The sequence below is a fragment of the Pseudanabaena cinerea FACHB-1277 genome (assembly GCF_014696345.1).
GTDB lineage: Bacteria > Cyanobacteriota > Cyanobacteriia > Pseudanabaenales > Pseudanabaenaceae > Pseudanabaena > Pseudanabaena cinerea.
This window is the reverse complement of sequence record NZ_JACJPY010000006.1, coordinates 33,614-57,411: the sequence shown is the minus strand read 5'-3', so window position 1 is coordinate 57,411 and position 23,798 is coordinate 33,614. Positions and strand designations below refer to the sequence as shown.

The 23,798-nt window shown below is 44.1% G+C and carries 16 protein-coding genes and 1 pseudogene; 9 read left to right on the top strand and 8 right to left on the bottom strand.

Features of this window, described 5'->3' with window-relative positions:
* Positions 1–66 precede the first annotated feature (66 nt).
* Both H6F44_RS03435 and H6F44_RS03430 read right to left on the bottom strand, forming a co-directional pair.
* Positions 67–246: pseudogene (locus tag H6F44_RS03435) on the bottom strand (PIN domain-containing protein); the annotation flags it as partial.
* A gap of 42 nt (positions 247–288) precedes the next feature.
* Complete coding sequence (locus H6F44_RS03430; protein WP_190349516.1) at positions 289–921, bottom strand: response regulator; 633 nt, start codon at positions 919–921, stop codon at positions 289–291.
* 202 nt (positions 922–1,123) lie between these two features.
* On the opposite strand from H6F44_RS03430, the gene H6F44_RS03425 reads away from it, so the two are divergent.
* The 6 genes from H6F44_RS03425 to H6F44_RS03400 all read left to right on the top strand — a co-directional run bounded on the left by H6F44_RS03425 (position 1,124) and on the right by H6F44_RS03400 (position 8,508).
* A complete protein-coding gene (locus H6F44_RS03425; RefSeq protein ID WP_190349515.1) occupies positions 1,124–1,489 on the top strand; it encodes a response regulator transcription factor in 366 nt (121 codons plus the stop codon).
* A gap of 226 nt (positions 1,490–1,715) precedes the next feature.
* The gene (locus H6F44_RS03420; RefSeq protein WP_242016419.1) at positions 1,716–3,464 is read left to right on the top strand and encodes an ATP-binding protein; all 1,749 of its coding nucleotides are present in this window, start codon (positions 1,716–1,718) and stop codon (positions 3,462–3,464) included.
* A 157-nt stretch (positions 3,465–3,621) separates the two neighbouring features.
* Entirely contained in the window at positions 3,622–4,956 is a 1,335-nt protein-coding gene (locus tag H6F44_RS03415; protein WP_190349514.1) for a glutamate-5-semialdehyde dehydrogenase, read from the top strand.
* A 406-nt stretch (positions 4,957–5,362) separates the two neighbouring features.
* Positions 5,363–6,634, top strand: a complete 1,272-nt coding sequence (locus H6F44_RS23735) for an RNA polymerase sigma factor SigF (protein ID WP_322096157.1) — start codon at positions 5,363–5,365, stop codon at positions 6,632–6,634.
* A gap of 176 nt (positions 6,635–6,810) precedes the next feature.
* Positions 6,811–8,010 (top strand): DUF3095 domain-containing protein, encoded by a 1,200-nt coding sequence (locus H6F44_RS03405; protein WP_190349513.1) that lies wholly within the window; start codon positions 6,811–6,813, stop codon positions 8,008–8,010.
* A gap of 138 nt (positions 8,011–8,148) precedes the next feature.
* Complete coding sequence (locus H6F44_RS03400) at positions 8,149–8,508, top strand: response regulator transcription factor (RefSeq protein ID WP_190349512.1); 360 nt, start codon at positions 8,149–8,151, stop codon at positions 8,506–8,508.
* 211 nt (positions 8,509–8,719) lie between these two features.
* On the opposite strand, the gene H6F44_RS03395 is transcribed toward H6F44_RS03400, so the two are convergent.
* Together H6F44_RS03395 and H6F44_RS03390 are read right to left on the bottom strand one after the other, a co-directional pair.
* Positions 8,720–13,168, bottom strand: coding sequence for a pentapeptide repeat-containing protein (locus H6F44_RS03395; RefSeq protein ID WP_190349511.1), 4,449 nt, complete (start codon positions 13,166–13,168; stop codon positions 8,720–8,722).
* Between the two features lie 275 nt (positions 13,169–13,443).
* Positions 13,444–14,643 (bottom strand): LL-diaminopimelate aminotransferase, encoded by a 1,200-nt coding sequence (locus H6F44_RS03390; protein WP_190349510.1) that lies wholly within the window; start codon positions 14,641–14,643, stop codon positions 13,444–13,446.
* Positions 14,644–14,905: 262 nt separating this feature from the next.
* On the opposite strand from H6F44_RS03390, the gene H6F44_RS03385 reads away from it, so the two are divergent.
* Both H6F44_RS03385 and H6F44_RS03380 read left to right on the top strand, forming a co-directional pair.
* The gene (locus H6F44_RS03385) at positions 14,906–16,108 is read left to right on the top strand and encodes a phosphoglycerate kinase (protein ID WP_190349509.1); all 1,203 of its coding nucleotides are present in this window, start codon (positions 14,906–14,908) and stop codon (positions 16,106–16,108) included.
* 181 nt (positions 16,109–16,289) lie between these two features.
* Positions 16,290–17,132, top strand: a complete 843-nt coding sequence (locus H6F44_RS03380) for an energy-coupling factor transporter transmembrane component T family protein (protein WP_190349508.1) — start codon at positions 16,290–16,292, stop codon at positions 17,130–17,132.
* Positions 17,133–17,247: 115 nt separating this feature from the next.
* Here H6F44_RS03380 and H6F44_RS03375 read toward each other — a convergent pair whose 3' ends face one another.
* Positions 17,248–18,231, bottom strand: a complete 984-nt coding sequence (locus H6F44_RS03375; RefSeq protein WP_190349507.1) for a permease — start codon at positions 18,229–18,231, stop codon at positions 17,248–17,250.
* A 161-nt stretch (positions 18,232–18,392) separates the two neighbouring features.
* Here H6F44_RS03375 and H6F44_RS03370 point away from each other — a divergent pair, with 161 nt between their 5' ends.
* Positions 18,393–19,595: a HEAT repeat domain-containing protein gene (locus H6F44_RS03370; RefSeq protein ID WP_190349506.1), complete on the top strand. Its 1,203-nt coding sequence runs from the start codon at positions 18,393–18,395 to the stop codon at positions 19,593–19,595.
* A gap of 15 nt (positions 19,596–19,610) precedes the next feature.
* Here H6F44_RS03370 and H6F44_RS03365 read toward each other — a convergent pair whose 3' ends face one another.
* From H6F44_RS03365 to H6F44_RS03355, 3 genes are all read right to left on the bottom strand, one after another.
* The gene (locus H6F44_RS03365; protein WP_190349505.1) at positions 19,611–21,317 is read right to left on the bottom strand and encodes a low-complexity tail membrane protein; all 1,707 of its coding nucleotides are present in this window, start codon (positions 21,315–21,317) and stop codon (positions 19,611–19,613) included.
* 67 nt (positions 21,318–21,384) lie between these two features.
* Positions 21,385–22,545 carry an ABC transporter substrate-binding protein gene (locus tag H6F44_RS03360; protein ID WP_190349504.1) on the bottom strand — a complete coding sequence of 387 codons (1,161 nt, stop codon included), beginning with the start codon at positions 22,543–22,545 and terminating at the stop codon, positions 21,385–21,387.
* On the bottom strand, positions 22,542–23,696 hold the full coding sequence (locus H6F44_RS03355) for an ABC transporter ATP-binding protein (RefSeq protein ID WP_190349503.1): 1,155 nt from the start codon (positions 23,694–23,696) through the stop codon (positions 22,542–22,544). Before H6F44_RS03355 ends, H6F44_RS03360 begins: the two co-directional genes overlap by 4 nt.
* Positions 23,697–23,798 lie beyond the last annotated feature (102 nt).

The window sequence follows — 23,798 nt, the reverse complement described above, 5'->3', positions numbered from 1 at the left end:
TAAAAAACTGCTCAACAGTTACTATTGGATAGGCAAAATTATCAACAAGACAGAGCAAATCGCGATTGTTAATTTGAACTTTGGATAAGCAAGCCCCCTGATTAGTTCCATAATCGTTGACTTAGAAGCCAATGGAACAAAGCGATCGCTCTGCCATGCTAAATGTAATCTTGCTGTACTACCACCAAACACCAAAGCTGACAACACCAAATTAGTATCAATTACCACTCTCAAGCGATCGCTCATGAGTTACGCGCCCAAGCTACAGCATCCGCAATATCCTGTTCGCTACTTGATTTGAGCGACTAAAATAGCAATCTGAGTCCTATTTCGCAGATTTAGCTGACTGAGAATACTTGTAATATGATTTTTTACTGTTCTTTGTGAAATATATAATCGATTTGCAATTTCTTCGTTATTTGCTCCAGTAGCAATCAATTGCACTATTTCCTGTTCTCTTGGAGTAAGTTTGCCCCAATCAGCACTTAAGACCTCTGTTGTTTCTGGTATCCGCGCAATTACTCTTCTTCCTAAGTTTAAGTCTAAATGCATATAGCCTCGGTATACGGCTTGAATTGCAAAGGCAAGTTCTTCAGGAAGCGTATTTTTTAAGATATATCCCGAAGCACCATATTTCAAAGCTTGCGAAATATTTTCGTCAGTATCATCTACTGTCAAAATGAGAACTTTCGTTTCTGGAGCGCGATCGCAAATGTGACGGGTTGTCTCTACTCCGTCCATAATTGGCATTTGAATATCCATCAAAACGACATCAGGCTTGAGATGATCCACCTGCGCGATCGCTACTTCCCCATTTTCCGCCTCGCCAACTATTTCTAGAGAAGCCTCATCTCCGAGAGAAATTTTGAGGGCGCGACGAATAAAGGAATGATCATCTACTAGTAAAACACGAATTTTCATAGAATTTTCCATCTTAGTTTCATAGAGGCTCTCATTGTGCTTGGGGCAAAATCAAAGCTACACCATTGCAAATTAATCTAACAAGTAGCCTTAGTCCTAATTAAGCATAGGACTAAAGTACTATTGCAATTCAGTACTTAATCTTCATGTGTAATCAAATTCTCCAGACTAGGATTGAGGCATGGAATTGAGAATTAAAGTGATGTCTAAGATTTTAGTTGTTGAAGATAGCTCTACCCAGAGAGAAATGATTGCCAATTTACTCAAAAACAATCAATTTGAAATTTCCACAGCGAGTAATGGGTTAGAAGCGATCGCTCAAGCGCAATCCTTTCGACCAGATTTAATAATTACGGATATCATTATGCCCCAAATGCATGGCTATGAGCTATGCCGCAGATTAAGAGAAAATCCTGAAACTTGGCATATTAATATTGTGATGTGTTCTGCCAAATCCACTAAGGTCGATCGCTATTGGGGATTCAGACAAGGTGCTAATGCCTATGTTGCAAAGCCTTTTCATCCTGCCGATCTACTAGATACAATAAAAGAACTGCTCTGCAAATAGAGACTGAAATAAATCCAAAGTATTCGCAATTAAAGCATATCTAGAGTGCGATTTTCTTGAGATTTTCTCAATGTCGATAAATCCCACAGTAAAATAAAAACATCTTTTAAGTAAAATCACGTTTCCCCTGATTTCCTCCATGAATGTAAAGGTTGCATCTAAGATTTAAAACAGTATTTAAAAGTATTTAAAAAAGCATTTAGAACATCAAGCGTCTATAAAGTCTATGTCTAAGACAATGAATGAACCAATTGGCTATATTTTAGGCACTAAGGATGCTACCCCCCTTGAGTTTTGGGTGGCAGTGTGCGATCGCCAAGTTTTGCGCCTTGATGATGTGGTGCAGGTCAAAACCACGCGCCCCGACAACAAAGGCATCGTGGACTTTTATGGCGTGGTGGATCATGTCCGCACGATCCATGAGGGAACCCAATTTGATACGGATACCTTTTTGGTGACAAGTGGCAGTATGCCCGTGAATGTATCCTATGCAGCGCATATTCAAGTTACGCGCATTGAGCCTGAAGAATATTTGCCGCCCCAACCAGGGGATGCTGTCTATCTAGCGGAAGATGAGAATCTGCGGTTTGCCCTGAATTTTGATGGCATGGAACAGCGCATTGCCGCAGGAATTATGCGAAATGGCAGCACCGCCTATTTAAACTATGAATTTATTGATGGCACAAAGGGCGCTCATGTCAATATTTCTGGCATTTCTGGGGTGGCAACTAAGACTTCCTTTGCATTATTTTTATTGCATTCTATTTTTAATTCCCAAGCATTGGAAACTAAGCGAGCTAATACTAAGGCTTTGATTTTTAATGTGAAGGGGGAAGATTTATTTTTTCTAGATAAAGAGAATAGTAAAATCCGTCCAGACGATCGCGCTAGTTATCAAATTCTCGATTTACCCGTGCAGCCTTTCCGTGATGTGCGCTTTTGTGCGGCTCCTAAGAAAAACACCCAAGAGATAGAACCTCACCTCGATCAACGTTCCGATAATATTTCTGCCTATGTGTGGGGAATGCGCGAATTTTGTCGCGATCGCCTGTTTCGATTTCTCTTTGCAGGGGAGGATCTTGAACGGGGCAATATTGGCTTTTTGGCAAGTATTGTCGAAGAGAGATTGGCAAAATTGGCGATCGACAATGATAAACACGATCGCAAGTTAGGATTTGCCCCTAGAGCGAGTCTAGATCTTGATGATATCTATGGCGAAGATGGTAAGGACAAAGTGGAAACCTTTCGCGATTTGATCGAATTTCTCGAATATAAGTTGGTGGAGAATACCGATCAAAAATGGCTAGGTCGCAATGCTCCTGCTACGGCGGAAGCGCTGACCCGCAGGCTTTGGGGGATTGCCGATGAAATGTCCCACCTGATTCGCGGTGATTTGCCCATAGAAGAATTACAGAAGCATCATCTCGATCCCCTTGCGGCAGAATATCAATTAACGATCGCGGATATCAATAAACTCGGCAGTAAAGCCCAAAAATTTGTGGTGGGGGTACTGCTCCATAAGTTATTTATGGAAAAGGAAAAACGCGGTCAATATCCTGTTGTTTTTATTGTCCTAGATGAGTTGAATAAATATGCACCAAAAGAAGGTCGCAGCCCCATCAAGGATCTATTGGTAGAAATTGCCGAACGGGGGCGATCGCTAGGAATTATTCTCATTGGCGCACAGCAAACCGCTTCAGAAGTGGAACGGCGGGTGGTCGGTCAGGCGGCGGTGCGGGTGGTCGGGCGGTTGGACTCCGCCGAGGTGGAGCGTCCTGAATATAACTTCTTGACAGGGGCTTGCCGCAAGCGATCGCTGTTACTCAAATCAGGCAGTATGTTTATCCATCAGCCCGAAGTACCGTCACCTTTGCTAGTGGGTTTCCCATTTCCCGCCTATGCCACAAGGCTGCGCGAGGTCAAGGTCAGCGATGCGGATGTCCAAGATCTCAAAAAGAAAATGAAACGCTTGTAGAAAAAATTTAGGACTTCCGCCCAACAGACAAAAGTAGGGATAGTTCCTGAATTGCCCCACACGAAAATCACCTAGCATGACTTTCGCTTGTGATCTAAAATAGATAAGGATAGAAAATTACAATGCTTTGCGTTTAAACCCCAACCAAGAAAGAAACTTGACTGAACTAACAACATTAATTCAGCGCACTCGCGCCGCCGCGATCAGCCTTGCAAAATTGCCATCGGCTGTCAAAAATAATGCCCTAGAGGCGATCGCCTCTGCCCTAGAGCAGCAATCTGCCAAAATCTTGGCGGCAAACCAAGAGGATGTTGCGGCAGCGATCGCCAATCAATTGCCAAATTCCCTAATCGCAAGGCTCAAATTAGATGCGAATAAACTAAAAGGAATGATCGCAGGGGTGCGGGATGTGATGCGCTTGGATGATCCCATTGGCGATCGGCAAATCCATCGTGAACTTGATCATGGTTTAGTGTTAGAGCGTCTATCCTGCCCTTTAGGAGTGATCGGCGTGATTTTTGAGGCGCGTCCTGATGCTGTGACCCAAATTGCTGCCCTCGGCATCAAGTCGGGCAATGGTGTAGTTCTCAAGGGTGGCAGTGAAGCTGTACATTCCTGTGAGGCGATCGCGGCTGTGATGCGCGAAGCTCTCGCCAGTTGCCCCAATTTGGATGCAGATCTAGATGTAGATCGGGGCGCACAGGTTTCGCCCGATGTTGTGCAGTTATTGACCACCCGTGCCGAAACGATCGCCATTTTACAAATGGACAAATTGATCGACCTCATTATTCCTAGGGGTTCTAACCAGTTTGTCCGCTATATCCAAGCCAATACCAATATTCCTGTGTTGGGTCATGCCGATGGCGTATGTCATCTCTATGTCGATCAAGCTGCTGACTTGGAGCAAGCAGTAGCGATCGCTGTCGATAGCAAAACCCAATATCCCGCCGCATGCAATACCATTGAGACCTTATTAGTGCATCAGGCGATCGCCCCCGAATTTCTGCCCCTAGTTGCCCAAGCCTTACAGTCAAAGGCAGTGGCATTGCGTGGCTGCGATCTCACCTGTAAAATCCTTAACAAAACTATTGATATTGCGGCCGCCACCGAGTCCGACTGGTCAACAGAATATTGCGATCTAATTTTAGCCATCAAAATTGTGGACTCCGCCGCCTCAGCGATCGCCCATATCACCACCTACGGCTCCAAGCATACTGAGGCGATCGTCACCCAAAATCAAGCGATCGCCGATCTATTTATGAGCGATATTGATGCCGCAGGGGTATATCACAATTGCTCAACCCGCTTTGCCGACGGCTTCCGCTACGGTTTTGGTGCAGAGGTGGGCATCAGCACCAACAAAATGCCCCCAAGAGGTCCCGTTGGGCTAGAAGGTCTAGTCACTTATAAATATCGCCTTGTGGGCAATGGTCACATTGTCGCTGACTACACAGGTGCAAATGCCAAAGCCTTTACCCATCAAGACCTATAGCAGTTCAGATTTTGCCTACAGCAAAAAGCAAGCAAAGACTCCCAACTTTTTCTGATTTAGGTTAAAGGACAAAGTGCTGTAAATAGCAAATACGCAGAACACTGTATAATGGCGCTTGTGCTTGACGATGTATTTGCCCTTATAATTGCTTTCGTAAGGGCATCATATATGCGATTCCTCAGCTTACTAGCTGTTGGTAATGCACCATAGGGTTCCCTGGGCTTCGGAACAAATAGATTAATCCAACTTACAGCAATTGCCGATCAAGCAAACTACAACATAAAAATTAAAATTGTCCTAAAGCCACGATTTCATATTTTTTAGTTTAGATTTGACCACAATAGATTGTAAGAGACGATCTTAAGTATCTATGTGCAGTTGACAACTATCTGTATCAAGCTCATGTATGCAAAAATCTCATTTCATGTGTTGGGCATACTTATTAACGGCTTGCATCGTTGAGGATGTCTGGAGTATGCCATCGGATTCAAGCAGTCCCCAAGATAAAAATAATCTTACTCTTTTAAGAGCATATCAGGTTTCGCCATCCGTAATCTTAGAAGATCGTCTTGTCGAAATATATATGGGATTAATTAGGGAAACGATCGCCTCGCTGCCCCTTGCCCTAATTAACCAAATTAGCGCCCTTCAACGCCCTGTCACAGAAGAGCGCCGCACTACCAACCGTCATGCTGGCGAAAGGAGAGCGATAGATCGGGAATTGCTTCAGATTGGTAAACAAGCTTTCAAAAAAGCATTGACCCAGTTTGCACCTACAACAGATTATGATTGCTGCGAAGATTTTGATAAATCAGCGCGATCGCTAATTTACCAACAATTGGAGAGCTTTTTACATAGGCAAATTCTCGATAGTCGCAACGAACCTAGCGAACCCGAAGATATTGATCCACAAATGACTGTTTCGCGTAAGCGGGAAACCCTCGAAATTTTGCAAGCCTATCGCGCCAATCCATCAATCAAGCTACGAAATCAGTTAGTCAATCTTAATATTGGACTGGTAAGACGTGAGGCATACCATTGGAAAAACCAATGTCAAGAAAGCTTTGAGGATCTCATGCAGGTTGGCTCGATTGGGTTGATCAATGCGATCGAGCGTTTTGATGTGAGCAAGGGCAATGCCTTTAGCTCCTTTGCCGTTCCCTACATCAAAGGCGAAATCCAACATTATCTCCGCGACAAAAGCCCTACTGTCAAGATGCCTCGCGCTTGGCTAACAATCTATAACCAAGGCTGTAAGATCATCCGCGCTAGATGCGCTGAAACAGGACGCGAGCCTTCTAGCCAAGATATTGCCAATGAATTGGGGATCACTGTTAATGAATGGTATGACATCAAACTTGCCTGTCAAAACCGATCGCCCATTAGTCTTGATACACCCATCGATCAAAGCGAAGAGAACTCCACATCCCTCGGCGATCTCGTCACCGATCATAAATATCAAAGCTTTCAACTTGCCCAAGAAGATAGTATTCGGCTGCAACAAGCATTAGATCTATTGGAAGATCGCACCCGTGAAGTTGTAGAGTTTGTGTTTTTAAAAGAATTTACCCACCGCGAAGTTGCCGAAACCTTGGGTATCAGTGCAGTGACAGTTTCGAGGCAACTCAAAAAAGGATTAATCGCCCTTAAAAAGATTTTAGCAACGCCAATTGACTAACCAAACACAGTCTATTGAGACTTAAAACATTGCTCCGCAATGCCTTCAAAAAATTATCTAGGTCTTTAGCTAGCGTAAAGTGCTGTATGTTTGGCGGATGTACGATTAAGCAATTATTGCTAGGATTTTAGGAGCAGTGCTTCGCGCTGTTTAATCTATTGCCATTGAGCAGCACCATGATAACTCAGGATTTTCTGGATAAAAATTTTGCATCTGAAACCTTTTATGCTGACCTAGAGACTATTTCAGACTTTGCTGATATTACTGATATCTCTAACTTTCAGGACTTTCCTAAAGAATGGGTGGTAGTTATTACTGATGTTGCTCAATCAACCGCCGCGATCGCGGCAGGAAGATATAAAGACGTTAATTTATTAGGTGCTTGCTCAATTGTTGCCATTCTCAATATTGTGGGTGAACTGGAAATTCCTTTTGTTTTCGGCGGAGATGGGGCTTCATTATTGATTCCACCAAGATTTATTCAGGAAGTGGAAATAGCTCTGGTTGCGTTACAAAACATGGCAAAGGAAGAGTTTAAATTGGAACTCAGGGCGGGAATCATACCCCTAGAACACATTACCGATAACCATAGCCTCAAAGTGGCAAAGCTACGAGTCTCCCCAAATTATAGCCAAGCTATTCTCAGGGGGGGCGGCATTACCTACGCAACGCGCTTGATTAAAGAACGTGCCACCAGTCATTTATATAGTCCTCAAATCAATATTGATCAGGCGATCGCCGATTACACAGGTCTAGAATGTCGATGGCAAGATATCCCGACAAGACATGAGGAGATCATGAGTTTGATCGTTTATGTAACAGCCCCTAGCCAGAGTCAAATAGATGCTATTTATTGTGAAGTAATTCAGCAAATCGAACATATTTACGGCAAAGATATTGATTGTAATCCTGTAGTAGTTGATAATTTGCAGCTTTCATTTTTAAAGAAAAATTTAGCTTTAGAAGCAAGGGTATTTACTGCTTATCAAAAGCCTTGGCAAAAGGTACTTTACATCTGGAAATTACGTGTTATTAATTTTCTAGGATTAATTTTCATGAATTTAAAGATTAAAATTGCAGGATTCAATTGGGGCAATTACAAACAAATTGTCAATGAGACTACGGATTTTAAAAAATTTGATGATTGCCTCCGTATGGTTATTTCAGGCAAGATCAAACAGAGACAAAGGTTAATTAGCTATTTAGATAAGCAGTTTTTGAAAGGACGTTTAGTTTACGGTATTCATATTTCCGATCGCGCCCTCATGACTTGCCTCGTATTTGAGCGCGATGGTAGACAGGTGCATTTCATTGATGGAGCCGATGGTGGCTATGCTCTAGCTGCGTTGTCAATGAAAGAACGAATGAAGAGTTGAACATAGCAATCGCGCAGGAGCAACCGACTACCTTACCAAGCCTTTTATAGCCTTTTATACAGTCTGATTTATTCTGATTTATTAAAAATGATGATGCGTCATTTGATATGATTTGATAGAAATAGAAATGAGGAAATTATGACGACAATACTTGTGGTTGAAGATACACCTTCAGAGCAGGACTTAATTGTTAGCTATCTAGTTGAGAGTGGATACAACGTAATTATTGCTAATAACGGTCAAGAAGCCCTCAAAAAAATCGCAGGCAAAAAAGCCGATGTTGTTGTAACAGATTTAGTGATGCCTGGTATGAGTGGTTTAGAGTTATGTCGTAGTCTAAAGAAAACCATTGAGACTAAGGATATACCTATAATTGCTTGTACTTCTAAAAATCAAGAATTAGATAAGCTTTGGGGTATGAAACAGGGTATAAATGTCTATGTTACCAAACCCTTTACCCGCGAAGATATCTTACGCGCCGTGCGTTCCGTTGTTTAGCTATCGCGGTTTTCATCTTGGTACGGACGAGGTAAAAACCAAAGACAAATTTAGCATTATGACTTACGCAAAAATATTTGCAACCGTTATTGCCGCATAGGGGCAACTCATGAACTGCCCCTACTTCTGGCTGATTTGCGTAAGTCCTAAACATCTCTCAGGGCTTGGTCTTGAGCGCAAGTCGCCATAGCGCCACCATAAAATTGCTCCCTCAAAACTTACAAGGACCTGGACGATTATTAGGGCAAATTGTTTGTTCATCGGTTCGAGGAAGTTTGGTCTTATCAAACTTCACATCGGTAAGATTGATCCCATTTAGCTTCGCCCCATTCCAATTTGCACCGTTGACCTGAGCGCCACTAAGATTCGCACCACTGAGATCTGTTTCAGTCATATCGGTAAAGTTTAACTTAGCATTCGTTAAGTTTGCCCTCTTGAGCATACTGTGACTGAGATTAAGTGCCGACAAGTCCTGTCCATTGAGATTACGCCCTTCCCTTGGCTCATTGACAATTTGCCAAGCCAATAAAACCGTGGGACTTAACCTCGTTGCTTTATCTGTTCCCTGTGCGCCAATCTTTGTGCCTTTGAGACTGGCTCCATTCATTTTTGTGCCAGTAAAGTTAGAGCGCGTAATATCGGCTCCTGAAAAGTCAACTAAATTCATTTGAGCATTGGAAAAATTTGCCCAAACCACACTAGCATTAATTAACCTTGCGCCATTCATGTTGGCATTTTTGAAGTCCGTACCATCCAGTTTTGCATTTTGCAAATTGGCTCCCGCAAGGTTTGCATCGTGAAACTTGGCGTTAGTCAGGTTGGCTTCGCTAAAGTCAACATTTTCTAGTTTTGCACCTGTAAAGTCTGCCTTGGTAAAATCCATACCTTTTGCATCTTTAAAAACGCCCAATCGTAATCCAAAATCAAATATGGGTCGGTTGACCAAGCCATACAACAAAAATGCACCGCCGATCGCCCCTAGCCCAATTACAGGATATTTGAGATAGTCATTCCACAGAGACTCTAGGCTGATGCTAGGCATCGCCATTTTGGGCTTTTGGGGTGCTGCGGGAGGAGCCGTTACAGGTTGGTAAGCATCATAGTTATCTTCAGTAAAACGGTTAAAATCCATAGGATCGGCGGGGATGCCCATTCTTGCCTGTGTCGAATCATTAAATTTAGGTGTCGATGGACGGCGATCGCGGGGAATTTCCCTTGTTTCTCCACCAATGGTCATGTCTGACCGTGGGGGCATTGGTCGTGATGATTTGGGCGTATTTGCATTGCTAATCGTGGTGATGTTATCAGATAGCTCACCACTGTCTAATAGTCCAGACCAGTCTGTATTGTCATCATGTATTTCTAAACCCATCTCATCAAAGTTAGGTAATCCTGTTGAAGGTTTCTTGCCTTGACTTCGTCCTCGCTCTTGCGGCTGACGTTGGGGCTGGCGTGGGGAAGGCGAACGAGCAGCACCTGTATCTGGATTTGGTCTGGGGGTTGAGCGCGAAGACTGACCGCCAGTGGTGTCGCCACAGATCGGCGATCGCAACACGCCCGATAGTACCGTATCTGCATCTAATAATTCTGACCAGCCTTGCTCCACAGAGTCAATGTCTTTGGCACTTCTAGGGTTAGCCGATCGCCCTGATGACTCATGAAAACTATCAAAACTATCAGGTGCGGGTGCATTTCTTGCCTTAGGCTGGTGTGACTGGGTAGGCAATGACATCCTTGATGGATTGCTTGCAGTATTGCGTCTAGGGGGCAGAGGTGGGAGTGATGGCGGTGTTAGGGGCGTTGCTGAAGTATGGGATAACGATGGCTCTTCGTAAAAGTTGGGTGGATTGGCGGCAATGGGGGGCGGGGTGGGCATTGACGCGGTAGCGGCAGGAGGCATCAATGGGGGCGGGGTGGGAGCATTTAAGCCCGTAGAAATGGCAGGCGGGGTGAAGCCATAGTCTGCGGATAGTTGGGTATCGAGATTATCTAGTTCAAAGTTATCAAGATATTCGTGATTCATACCACCTGCCAATAGATCATCACCTAATAAATCATCACCTAATAAATCTTTATTCAAAGCATCTTGAATAAAACTCGCCTCTGAGTTTTGGCGATCGCGTAGGAGATTGTTAGCGATTTCTTCTTCAATAGGATCAAAGCTATCTATCACGGGTGGAATAGGTGGAGGAGGGACAAAAGCTGGTGACGGCTCAGGAACAGATATATCAATTATATCGATTGGATCTAGGGTCTTGGCATCTAGATTGACATTACGGCTAAATTCAACATCCTCGATGGGTTCAATTTTTGTTTGGATATCGCGATCAAGCTCATTGGCAATAAGTTCAACATCATCCGCAGGAAGCGGGGTATTAAGTTCCTTGTGAATAGGTGTTAAAGTAGTCGCAACACTTGACGTATAAGCACTAGGTGCTTTGGTCAAACTATCTTCATCAAAGGTTGCTAAATCAAAATCTTCATCAAGAATATTTTCAAAATTGCTTTCAAAATTGCCTTCTAAGCCTATTTCTAAATTACGATCAATTTCTTGCTCAAAATTGGCTTCTAAGTTCAAATCCTGTGAGGGCAAATAATCATGTTGATAGTCGTCAACTGGTTCTTGCAGTTCTGGTTCAGCAGCATCGCTAAGAGTGCTTACATTTGGGGCGATCGCCTCAAGTGGCATATCTTCTGGTATTGGCGGATATGACCAGTCATTCAGTTCCTGTTTGAACTCGTCTTTGAACTCATCTTGAGGTTGCCAATCTTGTGCTAACTCCTGTCCTAGATTTTGCTCCAGATCTTGTTCTAACTCTGTAATATTTTGCCAATCAATACTTTCCACCTCAAGATTCTCTTGCCAATAGTCTTGATCTTCTAGAGGCTCTGAACTGCCCAAATTGTCTTGCCAATCTGCATCTGCACCTAAGTTAGCATCAGCTTCCAAATTATCTTGCCAATTGTTCCCCCAATCTGCATCTGCACCTAAATTAGCATCAGCTTCCAAATTATCTTGCCAGTCTAGATTGAGACCTAAATCAGTTGCTGGCTCTAACTTTTCATCGTAATATTCAAAACTATCCGCCTCAAGCATCGGTTGAATAATCTCTTGTTCAAGATCTATCTCAAAATTCGCATTCTCAAAGTCTGGGCGATCGCTAAACTCCGCCGCTTCGCTAGTTTCAACAAGATCATTGACAGTGCTTGAAGTTTCTACTGCAAAATCAGCATCATTCAAATTGTCAGTAGATAAATTTTCAGTAGAGCTATCGTTTGGGCTATTAGCCAAACTGTCTTGAAAATCAAAATTAGCAAACGCGATCGCCTCATCATCAGATCCACTTTCCATCTCAAAGGGATTATCAAGCGACTCATCAAAGGAACTATTAAAGGGATTATCAAAGGCATTATTAATCACTGTATCTGATAGAGCCGCATCACTGGCGCTTTCAGAACTATGCCAAACCCCATCATCAAGGGGAACATTGTCACTAAGAGGTTGCCAGTCATCAGCAAATACATCTGCGTAGTCAGTAGACGAACCAACTTCAGCTAACAGACTGTTGCTATCTGACCAAATGGCATCATCTACATCTGGATTTACTTCTAATGGAACAGCAAAGTCATTTTCAGACACCATAGGATCAACTTGCCAATCATCGATTAAATCAGGGCTAGCAAGAGCCTGTTCAGATTGAGCGAAACTTCCGTCAATAGAACTATCAATAAAACTATTAGGTTGTAGGTCTAACTGCTCATCGACCAGATTATCGGTTAAACTATCGACAGAATTATCGATCTCAAGCAAGTCGTCACTAATTTCGCTGTTGTCTGAGGTTCCTTCATTTTCGTAGGTAAAACTACGCCCAATTGTGTCTAGTTCTTCGATATCTCTAAGATCATTGAGTATATCGTTTGATAGATCATCAGTCGCACCACTACTTTCTTGTAGCAGATCCCCCAAAAACTCCATGTCACTTAAGTCGGCACTTTGGCTAAATTCATCACTAGGAAATTCATTGGCAAAGTCACCAGAGGTTTTCTCATTATCATCCTTCGCTATATCAAAGCCAAGACTATCGAAATCTGTTAACTCTGGCTCGTCTAAAAAGCTAAAGTCGTCTGCGGCAGAATTTGTGAAAGTATCTAAAGATTGTGAAATTGAATCCGAACGGTTAAATTCAGTTTTGGGTACAGAGTCTTCGATGCGATTTGTGAGATCAGAAACAATGAGCCAATCAATATTTTCAATGTTATTCGCTTCAGCGTTGGCATTTGACTGATTAAACTGACTAAATTGTGTTGACGCAGCAGAGAGATTATTACCAGTAACTGATTTACTAGGTTTGTTGTAGCTCTCAACTGGCTCATCTAGCCCAAGTGACTGCAACCATTCGATGTCTTCCAAATCCTCTTCTAAGTCATCAGTGGCGCGTGGTGGCACTATGGGTTTTGCTGTTGTCGCGGCGGCTGTCGCTTTAGGGGGAGATTGATTTGAGGATAGTTGTGTGGGCGCACCAATTTTGGTACTAAAATCAGACATAATCATCCAGTCAACATTCATAGCATCAGAATCATCTGCATTATCCTTACGACCCACGAGATCCTTGTCTAGATCGTTTGCGTCAATGCCTTTGTTGTTCATGTTGGATGCCATCAATCAATCCTCACCATTATTTCTGGATTTGCAGTACTAGCTATTACTGCTATGAAGCCACTACTTGCTAATTGCTCAATAATGTTTGAGTCTATAGCTTAGCAATCACCTTGAGTGGATATCAATATCGATCAATTATAGCCATAGCCAAGCGAGTTGAGACACAAAAACTCAAAAACAAGCGGTAATGCATATTAAACGAACCACAATGACATTTTGAGCCTTAGTGTTTTGAGGCTACGACTTAAAAAACAATCCCAATAAGTGGGTTGCCATTAATCAACCTGTGCGAAAAAAGCCCCAATTTGGGTGGCGGCTGCCTGCAATATGTCAGGTGGATATACTAGGGCAAAACGAACATAGCCTTCACCATATTTGCCGAAACCTGAGCCAGGAGCGAGGGCTATGCCTGTGGATTTTAGGAGGTCAAGACAAAATTTAACAGAATCATGGGCGTAGCGATCGGGTAGCTTTGCCCAAAGATACATGGTGGCGGTGGGTGTGGGGATTTGCCAGCCGATCGCGGCGAGGGCGGTCAGCATGGCATCACGGCGGCTCTCGAAGGTTTGCAAGACTTGAGCAATGGGGTGGCGATCGCCTTGAAAATCATCATTCAAATCGCAATTAAGGGCAGTAATCGCGCCGCGCATGATCCCTTGATACTGATTAAAATCAACTACGGCTTTAATCTGGCGCAATGCCTGAATTAATTGGCGGTTGCCCACAGCAAAGCCCACCCGAAAGCCGCCCATGTTGTAGGACTTGGATAGGGTGAAAAATTCGATAGATAGTTGGCGATCGCGATCGGCTTGCAAAACTGAGGGCTGGGGCTTGCCATTAAATACCAAATCCACGTAGGGGAAATCATGGACTAGCGCCAGATTATGCTGCTGACAAAACTGTAAGGCGGATTTAAAAAAATCTAGGGAGGCGATCGCGGTGGTGGGATTATGGGGATAGCTCAGCACCATCATTTTTGCCCTTGCCAAAGTTGCGGGAGGAATATCTGCAAAAACTGGTAAAAAATCATTTTCTGCTAATAGTGGCATTCCGTAAGCCTGACCACCTGCAAGGGCGATGCCGCCATAGTGAGAGGGATAGCCAGGATCTTGCAATAGGGCGACATCATCGGAGTTGAGCAGGGCTAAAGGCATATGGGCAGTGCCTTCCTGTGAGCCGATCAAGGGTAATATTTCCGACTCAGGGTCAAGGGTGACTCCAAAGCGCTTGTGCATCCAAGCGGCAACCGTCTCCCGAAAGTCACGGGTATTGCTAAAGAGGCAATAGCCATGGGTGCTGGTATCTGCTAAGGATTGGGCGATCGCCTCCAAAATAAATGGGGCAGTGGGCAAATCCGATGAGCCAAGGGAGAGATCGATCACAGACATTCCTGTTGACTTGACCTGTTCCTTTGCCCGATCCATATCGGCAAAAACATTAGACTGCAAACCCTGAAGGCGATCGGCAAACTGCATAGCGAGCGTTAGATAGTTGGTACTGGAGAGTAAAACCCCACTCTACCAATTATTCGCCTTCAAACGCATAAACAAAGCATAAGTATTTATACTTAAAAAGAATTAATTTTGTTGCTCATCAATGTCCCTAATTCGGTAAGATTGTTAAGACAATCTAAAAATGCATTTTTGTATACTGCAATCCTTAATTGCAAGTGTCACTCGGCAACTATTAAATTTATTTCTAAATTTATTTAAGAATTACTAACAGGAAAATTTAATCATGGCAAAAAAGAATCTCACCAGCTTGACCTCTGCGGACTTAGCGGGCAAAAAAGTTTTAGTAAGGGTTGATTTCAACGTTCCCCAAGATGAAAATGGCAAGATCACAGACGACACTCGTATTCGTGCGGCTCTACCAACCATTCAGTATCTAGCCGAAGCAGGCGCTCGTGTCATCCTCACCAGTCACTTCGGTCGTCCTAAGGGTGTGACCGAAGGTTTGCGCCTCACTGCCGTAGCTGCCCGTTTGTCTGAGTTGCTAGGTAAGCCTGTGGTCAAAACCGATGATTGTATTGGTGATGTGGTGGCGGCACAGGTGGATGCTTTGAGCAATGGCGATGTGGCTTTGCTAGAAAATGTGCGCTTCTATGCTGAAGAAGAAAAGAATGATCCTGAATTTGCCAAAAAGTTGGCATCCTTGGCAGATATCTATGTAAATGATGCGTTTGGCACTGCCCACCGCGCCCATGCTTCCACTGAAGGTGTTACCAAGTATATTGATACCGCCGTTGCTGGTTTCTTGCTTGATAAGGAATTGCAATATCTAAGCGGTGCGATCGACAATCCGCAGCGTCCTCTAGCGGCGATCATTGGTGGTTCTAAGGTTTCCAGCAAAATTGGTGTGATCGAGACTCTATTGGATAAGGTGGATGTACTGCTTATTGGCGGCGGCATGATCTTCACCTTCTACAAGGCGCGTGGTTTGAGCGTTGGTAAGTCCCTTGTGGAAGAGGATAAGCTGGACTTGGCAAAAGCTTTGGAAGCCAAAGCCAAAGAGCGCGGCGTAAAGCTATTGTTGCCCACTGATGTGGTGGTTGCCGACAACTTTAAGCCTGATGCTGAGTCTCAAACCGTCAGCATTGAGAATATTCCCGATGGTTGGATGGGCTTAGATATTGGTCCTGACTCCGTAAAGTTATTCCAAGATGCTCTAGCAGATTGCAAGTCCGTAATTTGGAATGGCCCGATGGGTGTGTTTGAGTTTGATAAGTTTGCGGTGGGTACTGAGGCGATCGCCCATACGCTCGCAGGTTTGACCGAAACTGGCACAATTACGATTATCGGCGGTGGCGACTCAGTGGCTGCGGTTGAGAAGGTGGGCGTTGCTGAAAAGATGAGCCACATTTCGACAGGTGGCGGCGCAAGTTTGGAACTACTCGAAGGTAAGGTATTGCCTGGTATTGCGGCTTTGAATGAAGCGTAATGTAAGCTTTTAGATTTTGCCTATGGTAAAGTCTGTAGGACTTACGCAAAACGACCAAAATAGGGGCAGTTCGTGAATTGCCCCTATTTTGCTATGCAGATTTCAAATCATTTTTGGGAAATAAATCACTCAAGTAAAGAGATAGAATATCTTTAGCCATCTTAATTCCTGTGCCTGAGCCATGAAATTGCAAACCGTTAACCGTAATTCTATTTTTACTAATTTAGACTTCCGTTCTAAACTGGTGATGGTTTTGGCGATTACAGCGATCGCTTTTTTATGGGAAAGCCCGATCGCAGGGGGGACACTGATGTTGGGCGTAATCATTACCTGTATTGGCGCTGGGGTTAGACTCAATTATTTGGGCAAGATTTTAAAAATCATGATTCCCTTTTATTTGTTTCTAATTTTGAGCATGGGATTCTTTAATGTGGAACAGGTCAAGATTTTGCTTAATCGTGGTGAACTTACGACATTACTGACATTACCGCGATCGTGGTGGTTGATTGGCGGCGCAAGTCTGAGTTTAGAAGGAATGCTCTATGGTTTAAATATTGTATTCAAGACCCTGACCATGATTTTAGTTATTCCATTAGCCATTTTTACAACCGATGTCAATGCGATGACGGTGGGCATGGTACGCGCTAAGATTCCCTATCGAATTGTGTTTATTTTCTCTTCAACTTTGCGCTTTGTGCCACTGCTGCTAGAAGAAGTAAGCTCAATTATTGAGTCGCAACGCCTACGAGGACTAAATTTGGAAAAGATGTCATGGATCAAGCGATCGCAGGTTTATGCAAGGGTTGCTATTCCCTTAATTCTCAATTCCCTTTCTAAATCGCAAAAACTAGAAATCGTGCTGCAATCTAAGGCTTTTTCGGGTAGTTCGCAACGAACCTATCTCCATGAATCACAGCTTACTAATGCCGATTATAGTTTGATGATTGCTTCAGCTTTACTTTTGATCGGCGCGATCGCTCTGTATAGCATTTCAGGCGTGGGCAAATTTGCTTGGCTGTTATAGTTGTAGGGCAACTGCTTGCAGCTTTAAGTTGGTACAAAGAGAATTTCAAAAACGGCGCTTTGCTAAGCTTTCAAAGTTTTCTGTGGGTTTAAGTCAGCGAAAGACGCTGTAGTTTCTAACGAATTTGGAAATTGATAAATAAGCAACTTAGAAAAGTTAGTTGGGCAACTAACAAAAATAAATAAACTACAGTACGTCTTTGGAAAATCGTCAAAATTAACCCGATCGCTTTGAGATCAATAGTTGGACCAAATACTAAAAACGCTAGTAATGAGCCGCCCGTAAAGGTGGCAGCAAAGGATAGGGCAAAAAAAGCATCCACTGTCGAGCAGATAGAGACGATCGCCGCTAATAGCATCATCGCAATAATCGAACTAACCGAGCCTTGCCCCAGCCCTAAAATAATGTCACGAGGAACCCATACTTGAATGATCGCCGCGATCGCACTGCCCATCACCAAAATCGCCCCCAATTCCCGCATTTCCGCAAGGGTATTGTCCAACAGTAGATTGAGGCGATCGGCTAAGGACTTCGGCTTTGACATAGCATAGCTATAGGCTCCTAAATCTAGGGGCTGGCTGCGATCTTCACCCAAAAAGAAAGTCCCGACTGGCACTCCTCCCACATTCACCTTCGGCAATGGCAAAGCGAGTGCAATATTCGGTTGTAAAATTACTCGCAAATCTTTTTGGGTACTAAAAACCATCGACACAATTATGGCGATTCCCAAAGATAACAGCACCCTTAAAATCACAATTTCAGGTTGATCCCGAAAAGCTGTCCAAGTTGCCCAAATTACCACAGGATTAATCGTTGGAGCCGCCAATAAGAAGCTAACAGCCACGGAAATAGGCGCACCTTGCGAAATTAGTCTTCTAGCCACAGGGACATTGCCACATTCACAAACAGGGAACATAAACCCCAATAAGCTGCCTGCTAACGCCCCTAAAAGTGGGTTTTTTGGTAAAATCGCAATTAATTTGCGTTCATCCACAAAAATCAACAAAGCGCCAGAGAGCAGCACTCCCATTAGCAAAAAGGGAATTGCTTCAACGAGTAAACTTAGAAATAAGGTAAAAGCACTATTTAGCTGATTCATGGACTAACAAATTTATGTAGCAGACTTAATACAAACACATGATTAACAAAAAACTTTGGGAATTATGCCCCTAGAATGGTAACAATACATCTAAAATCTGACTTGTTGCAATGGGTATCGAGACTCGCTAACATCACCAATGATCGCTCAGGACAGTCGCCATGAATCTCGAAGAGTCGCAATTTCCCCCTAGCCAGAAATTGCCTAACATTTCTAAGATCACGCCACCTCGACCAGAAGACTATCGCATTCCCACGGCTCCTGGATATGCATTGTCAGAAGATCGGCATATAAAGTCGGCTCCTGAACTTGGTGGCGGGTCAGCAATCTTAGCAGAGTTTGATGCGGCGGCAAGATCGGATCAGTTTTCGATCGCCTTGCAAAAGTTAATTCGATGTCGCGAAAATGTATTACCAGCTTTACTAGAACGCCTTGCTAGCGAGGAGGTGGCAATTTCTAAAAAAGCGGCGATCGCCCTCGGCTATTTGCGATCGCCATTAGCAATCAACCCCTTAATCGAAGCAACCTGTAACCCACAACGTCAAATTTATTGGCAAGCGGCATCAGCCTTGAGTTGGATTGGCAGTGCCGAAGCCATTCATGCCCTAGTCAAGTTATTACGTCACCCCTCCATCCAAGTCCAATGCGCGGCGGCAAAAGCGCTAGGGCGTGCAAGTCTACCTGCGGTATCGCCCCTAGTTGAGGCACTCAAGCATAGTGACAATCTTGTCAAAATCCATGCTGCCCATTCCCTTGGTCAAATAAGCTCACCGCTAGCTGTAACGACACTCATCGAAGCACTCAATAATGGCAGTAAGTCAGTTCGGGTTGAAGCTGCATGGGCTTTGGGGCAGATTAAGTCACCACTTTCAGCGCAGCCTTTAGCAAATTTGCTGACCGATAATGACATCAGTGTACAGTCTCAAGCGGTGCAATCTCTCAAAAATATCGGTGTGCCATCAATATCACCCGTGGCAAAAATGCTAGAAAATCCATCTAGCCATACTCGCAGTGTTGCAGCCCGTACTCTTGGACAGATTGGCATGGAGGAGGTAGTGCCATTGTTGGCAAGGTTACTCAAGGATGATGAATATGCTTATGTGCGTTGTGATGCCGCGCTTGCTTTGGGGGAGATTGGTTCTCACGATGCGGTGTTTTATCTGTCTCAGGCAGTTAAGGATCGCGATCGCTCAGTTCGCAGTGCTGTGTTAAGGGCTTTGGCACAGGTTAGCTCTCCAGAGGCACAGGAGGTCTTGCAGGCTATCAAAAACACTATTGCAATCCCTAATTACTCTGTGTCTAACCTGCGGGACTTTGGCGATGATTCCGATTACACCACCATTCAAAGCTATACAGATGAATAAATTGGTAAGGTGAGGTTATTCGTTATTATTTTCTGGTTGCAGGTTTTCTGGGTTTAAATTTTCTGGGTTTAATTTCTCAGTTCTGCCCAATTCCTCTAGCTTGGCTAAATATTTGTCCACAAGAAATTCTTCAATTAGTATTTGATAAGGTTTAGCTTTAGCTTCGTTCTGGTCTGTTGTGGCTATGTATGTTTTGTTGTCTGGGTTTTCACTAATAGCCTCTTCATCAATAGGCTCATCAGTGAGGTAGTTGTGTAAAATTTGTTCGGTATAAGCATTAAATGCAACTAGCTCTTCCAGTTCTTCATCAATTTCTGCATCAATTTCTGTTGCTATCAATGCACTTTCATTTTCGGCATTAATTTCAGGCTGCCAGTCTGTCATATTTGCTAGTTTTGCCGCTTCTTCTTCGGCAATCATTTTCGCGATTTCAGCATCAATATCAAAGTCTGATTCAAAGTTTATTACTGTTTCTGTTAAGTAGTTTGTCTCAGGCTCTAACTCAGTTGCAACAACTAAATCATCAGCGATCGCCTCTGGTTGAATAATTTCTACAATCTCCTCAACTTTAGGCTCTAGCTCAGTTAGATCTCCTAAGTCTTCAGCGATCGCCTCTGGTTCTGCAACTTCTGCTATCTCTTCAATTTTAGGCTCTAGCTCAGTTAGATCTCCTAAGTCTTCAGCGATCGCCTCTGGTTGAATAATTTCTGCAATCTCCTCAACTTCAGGCTCTAGCTCAGTTAAATCACCCAAGTCTTCAGCGATCACCTCTGGTTCTGCAACTTCTACAGTCTCCTCAAGCTCAGGTTCTAACTCAGTTGTAATTTCTGCGATCGCCTCTGGTTGAATAATTTCTGCAATCTCCTCAACTTCAGGCTCTAGCTCAGTTACATCACCCAAATCATCAGCGATCGCCTCTGGTTGAATAATTTCTACAATCTCCTCAACTTTAGGCTCTAACTCAGCGATCGCTTCTGGTACTGTAATCTCTTCAACTTCAGGCTCAGGTTTAGTTAAATCATCAGACTTGGGTTCTAAAACTAGAGTAGGCTTTATAGGCAAATCTAACTTAGGTTGGGAGATAGGGTTATTAACAGGCTTACCGAGATTTGTAAAACTATTCTTGACTTTATCGATCGCGATCGGTGGCAATGACGCTAAATCTGAACTCGCTGCTAGCTTAATCCTTAGCGCCGATATCCCCGCCTGTGCGATCGCATTGCTAACTAAAAAAAATATTTCTGCCCAAATAATGCCAAAAAACCTTAGTCCCGCAGGAAAAGGTGCAATTACCTCAGCTAAAGGAGCCGCAACATAAAGCTTACAAAAAATAAATGACATGACTATAGCCACCGCGATCGCTGTCCAGCCTGTGCTGTACCAACCATTGCGGTGCTGTTTGAGCAGAGCTAGTACTTGGCGATCGCGATCGCTTAGGCTATTAAATGACTGCTTAACTAGCCAGAGACTGAAAGGAGAAAAAGGCTGCTGCCACTGCCACCATGCCACCACCGCGATCGCTGGTAAACTCAGCAAACTAATCTCAAACCAAGATGCAAATACAGGATCGCCCACTGCCAAACCCGCCATCGTCATCGCCAATAACCAAGGCAAACTCGTTAGAAGTGCGATGTTACCCCATAAAAATGGGTTGACACTATAATTTTCAGCATGGGAAGAATTCGCGCCATCCATCAATTGATCCGATGTTTGAGAGTTCATATAGCACCAAAGGGAAAATTTATAGTTTGGGGATTGGGGATTGGGGATTGGGGATTGGGGTGATTTTTTAGCCTAGTCCTGTGATTAGTCTTGTCCAATAGCCTTCATATATTTGTAATACCTCAGGGTCTAATTTGCTGATGCGTCCGCTTTTGGCGATGATGTTTTCTGATGGCTCTAGGGCGCTGATTGCTTTTAAATCATCGGGAATCATGGTCTTGGCTAACTTGTTGGTTGTGCCGAAGCTATTGGCATCGCTAATTTTGGCAGCAATATCAGGGCGCATTACATAGTTAATCCAAGCGTGAGCACCTTCTATATTTGCCGCACCTCTAGGAATAGCAACGGTGTCAGTCCAAATCGATGTGCCGCTATTGGGCAAGATATAGCGAATATTCGGATCTTGCCGCGCTAAACTAATGGCATCCCCCGAAAAAGTCATACACATCATCAGATCCCCTGAAGCGAGGGGGTCGCGCCAAGCATCGGTGGTGAAGTTGGCGATCGCGGGCATTAGTTCCCTTAATTTTTGGAAGGCTGCCTCAATTTTGCCCGTCTCAGTGGTGTTGTAGGAATTGCCGAGAATGTGTAGCGCCATGCCAATTACTTCACGGGGATCATTCACCAGCGTGATTCTCAGCTTATCCTTATGCTCCCAGAGATAACTCCAATCCGTTGGTTCAGTGCCAACAATAGAGTTGATCGCTTTAACATTATAGGCAAGTCCTGTAGTGCCAAGGCTGATAGGTACGCTAAAAACTGCGCCGCGATCGTGGGGCAGATCAAGATAGTTAGGGGCGATATTACTAAGGTTGGGCAGGAGTTTTTTGTCGAGGGGCGCTAATAATTTCAATTCGCGCATCTGCGTCACCATGTAGTCGCTGGGGTAGATGATGCTATAACCTGATCGCCCACCGCTTGCCTCTAGTTTTGCTAACATCACCTCATTGGAGTCGTAGGAATCTCCAGCCACCTTGATCCCCGTCTCTTTGGTAAAGCCTTCAAATACCTCTTGATTATCGACATAGGTTGCCCAGCCGTAAATATACAAGGTTTTCTTATCGGCAGTGATAGGACGCTCAACATTATTCTCATCTGTGGCTTCAGGATTTTCGCCTTTGTCAAAAATGCCGCAGCCCGAAAGACTATACGCACCAGCGATCGCCGAGGTCGCACCAACTGCCTGTTTTAAAAATTTGCGGCGAGAAATATCCCTAGAAGTACTCATGATGCGATCGCGGTTTTAGGAAGGGCAATACAGTCTTCGGGCATCCAAGACACATAGACTTGACTGTTGAATGGTGGATTTCTATCGCCTTGGTGATTGGAGCGCACTAAGATTACGCGCACAGGGGGGACATTTTCGCTGGCATGGAGATCAACGACAAACTGCGAGTGATCACCCAAGTACAAGATATTATTCAGAATGCCGCGATAGGTATTGTAGGGCTGGTTGGGGTATTCGGTGGAGAGGCGAATTTTTTCGGGACGCACACTCACCACAGCTTCGGGGATCGGTTGCCAATGCTTGGGTTTTGCCGCCACGATCGCTAAGCCTGTGGATGAACGCAATTCCACAAATGCGCCATCCTGCTCAATGACACGACATTCAAATAAATTAGTCTCGCCCACAAAATCAGCCACAAACGCCGAAGCGGGGCGATCGTAAACCTCCGCAGGTGTGCCAATCTGCTCAATGCGTCCTTGATTCATCACCGCAATTCTAGAGGAAATCGCCAGCGCCTCTTCTTGGTCGTGCGTGACCATGATAAATGAAATATTGAGGTCATATTGCAAATTGGATAATTCAACCTGCATCTCCTTTCGCAGCTTAAAGTCTAGGGCGGCAAGGGGTTCATCCAACAAAATTACTTTGGGGCGATTGACTAGGGCGCGGGCGAGGGCGACCCTCTGTTGCTGACCACCCGAAATCTGACTGGGATAGCGATCGCTGAGGTGATCTAGTCTGACCTGCTTGAGGGCATCCTTAACCCGTTGCTGAATTTCGGGCTTGGCGACACCTTTCACCGACAGCCCAAAGGCAACATTATCAAAAATGCTCATATGTCCAAATAGAGCATAGCTTTGAAATACAGTATTAACGGGGCGTTGGTAGGGTGGCACATAGGTCATTAGTTTGCCTTGGATCAGCACTTCACCTGCCGATGGTTCTTCAAAACCTGCCACTAGTCTTAATAACGTGGTTTTGCCACAACCCGAAGGACCAAGAATACTAAATAGTTCGCCTCTTTGCACTTGCAGATCCACGCCCTGCACGACCGTACTTGAGCCAAACATTTTAAAAACTCGCTGAAGCTCGACATCAGGTACTAGTCCTGTTGACGCGGCGTAGGGCTTTGTGGTGGTTGACTGTGCCATATTGTGATGCTCAAGCCTTGTATATTCTTAGTTTTGGTGCAAACGCACTGTAAATTTTAGGTGGTAACTTGAATCTAAAATAATGCGTCTTACTTTAACCCA

Excerpts from the sequence above, each read along its gene's own strand:
- H6F44_RS03430 (WP_190349516.1), bottom strand. The coding sequence starts at position 921 with ATGAAAATTCGTGTTTTACTAGTAGATGATCATTCCTTTATTCGTCGC.
- H6F44_RS03425 (WP_190349515.1), top strand. The coding sequence starts at position 1,124 with ATGTCTAAGATTTTAGTTGTTGAAGATAGCTCTACCCAGAGAGAAATG.
- H6F44_RS03420 (WP_242016419.1), top strand. The coding sequence starts at position 1,716 with ATGTCTAAGACAATGAATGAACCAATTGGCTATATTTTAGGCACTAAG.
- H6F44_RS23735 (WP_322096157.1), top strand. The coding sequence starts at position 5,363 with ATGCAAAAATCTCATTTCATGTGTTGGGCATACTTATTAACGGCTTGC.
- H6F44_RS03405 (WP_190349513.1), top strand. The coding sequence starts at position 6,811 with ATGATAACTCAGGATTTTCTGGATAAAAATTTTGCATCTGAAACCTTT.
- H6F44_RS03400 (WP_190349512.1), top strand. The coding sequence starts at position 8,149 with ATGACGACAATACTTGTGGTTGAAGATACACCTTCAGAGCAGGACTTA.
- H6F44_RS03395 (WP_190349511.1), bottom strand. The coding sequence starts at position 13,168 with ATGGCATCCAACATGAACAACAAAGGCATTGACGCAAACGATCTAGAC.
- H6F44_RS03390 (WP_190349510.1), bottom strand. The coding sequence starts at position 14,643 with ATGCAGTTTGCCGATCGCCTTCAGGGTTTGCAGTCTAATGTTTTTGCC.
- H6F44_RS03385 (WP_190349509.1), top strand. The coding sequence starts at position 14,906 with ATGGCAAAAAAGAATCTCACCAGCTTGACCTCTGCGGACTTAGCGGGC.
- H6F44_RS03380 (WP_190349508.1), top strand. The coding sequence starts at position 16,290 with ATGAAATTGCAAACCGTTAACCGTAATTCTATTTTTACTAATTTAGAC.
- H6F44_RS03375 (WP_190349507.1), bottom strand. The coding sequence starts at position 18,231 with ATGAATCAGCTAAATAGTGCTTTTACCTTATTTCTAAGTTTACTCGTT.
- H6F44_RS03370 (WP_190349506.1), top strand. The coding sequence starts at position 18,393 with ATGAATCTCGAAGAGTCGCAATTTCCCCCTAGCCAGAAATTGCCTAAC.
- H6F44_RS03365 (WP_190349505.1), bottom strand. The coding sequence starts at position 21,317 with ATGAACTCTCAAACATCGGATCAATTGATGGATGGCGCGAATTCTTCC.
- H6F44_RS03360 (WP_190349504.1), bottom strand. The coding sequence starts at position 22,545 with ATGAGTACTTCTAGGGATATTTCTCGCCGCAAATTTTTAAAACAGGCA.
- H6F44_RS03355 (WP_190349503.1), bottom strand. The coding sequence starts at position 23,696 with ATGGCACAGTCAACCACCACAAAGCCCTACGCCGCGTCAACAGGACTA.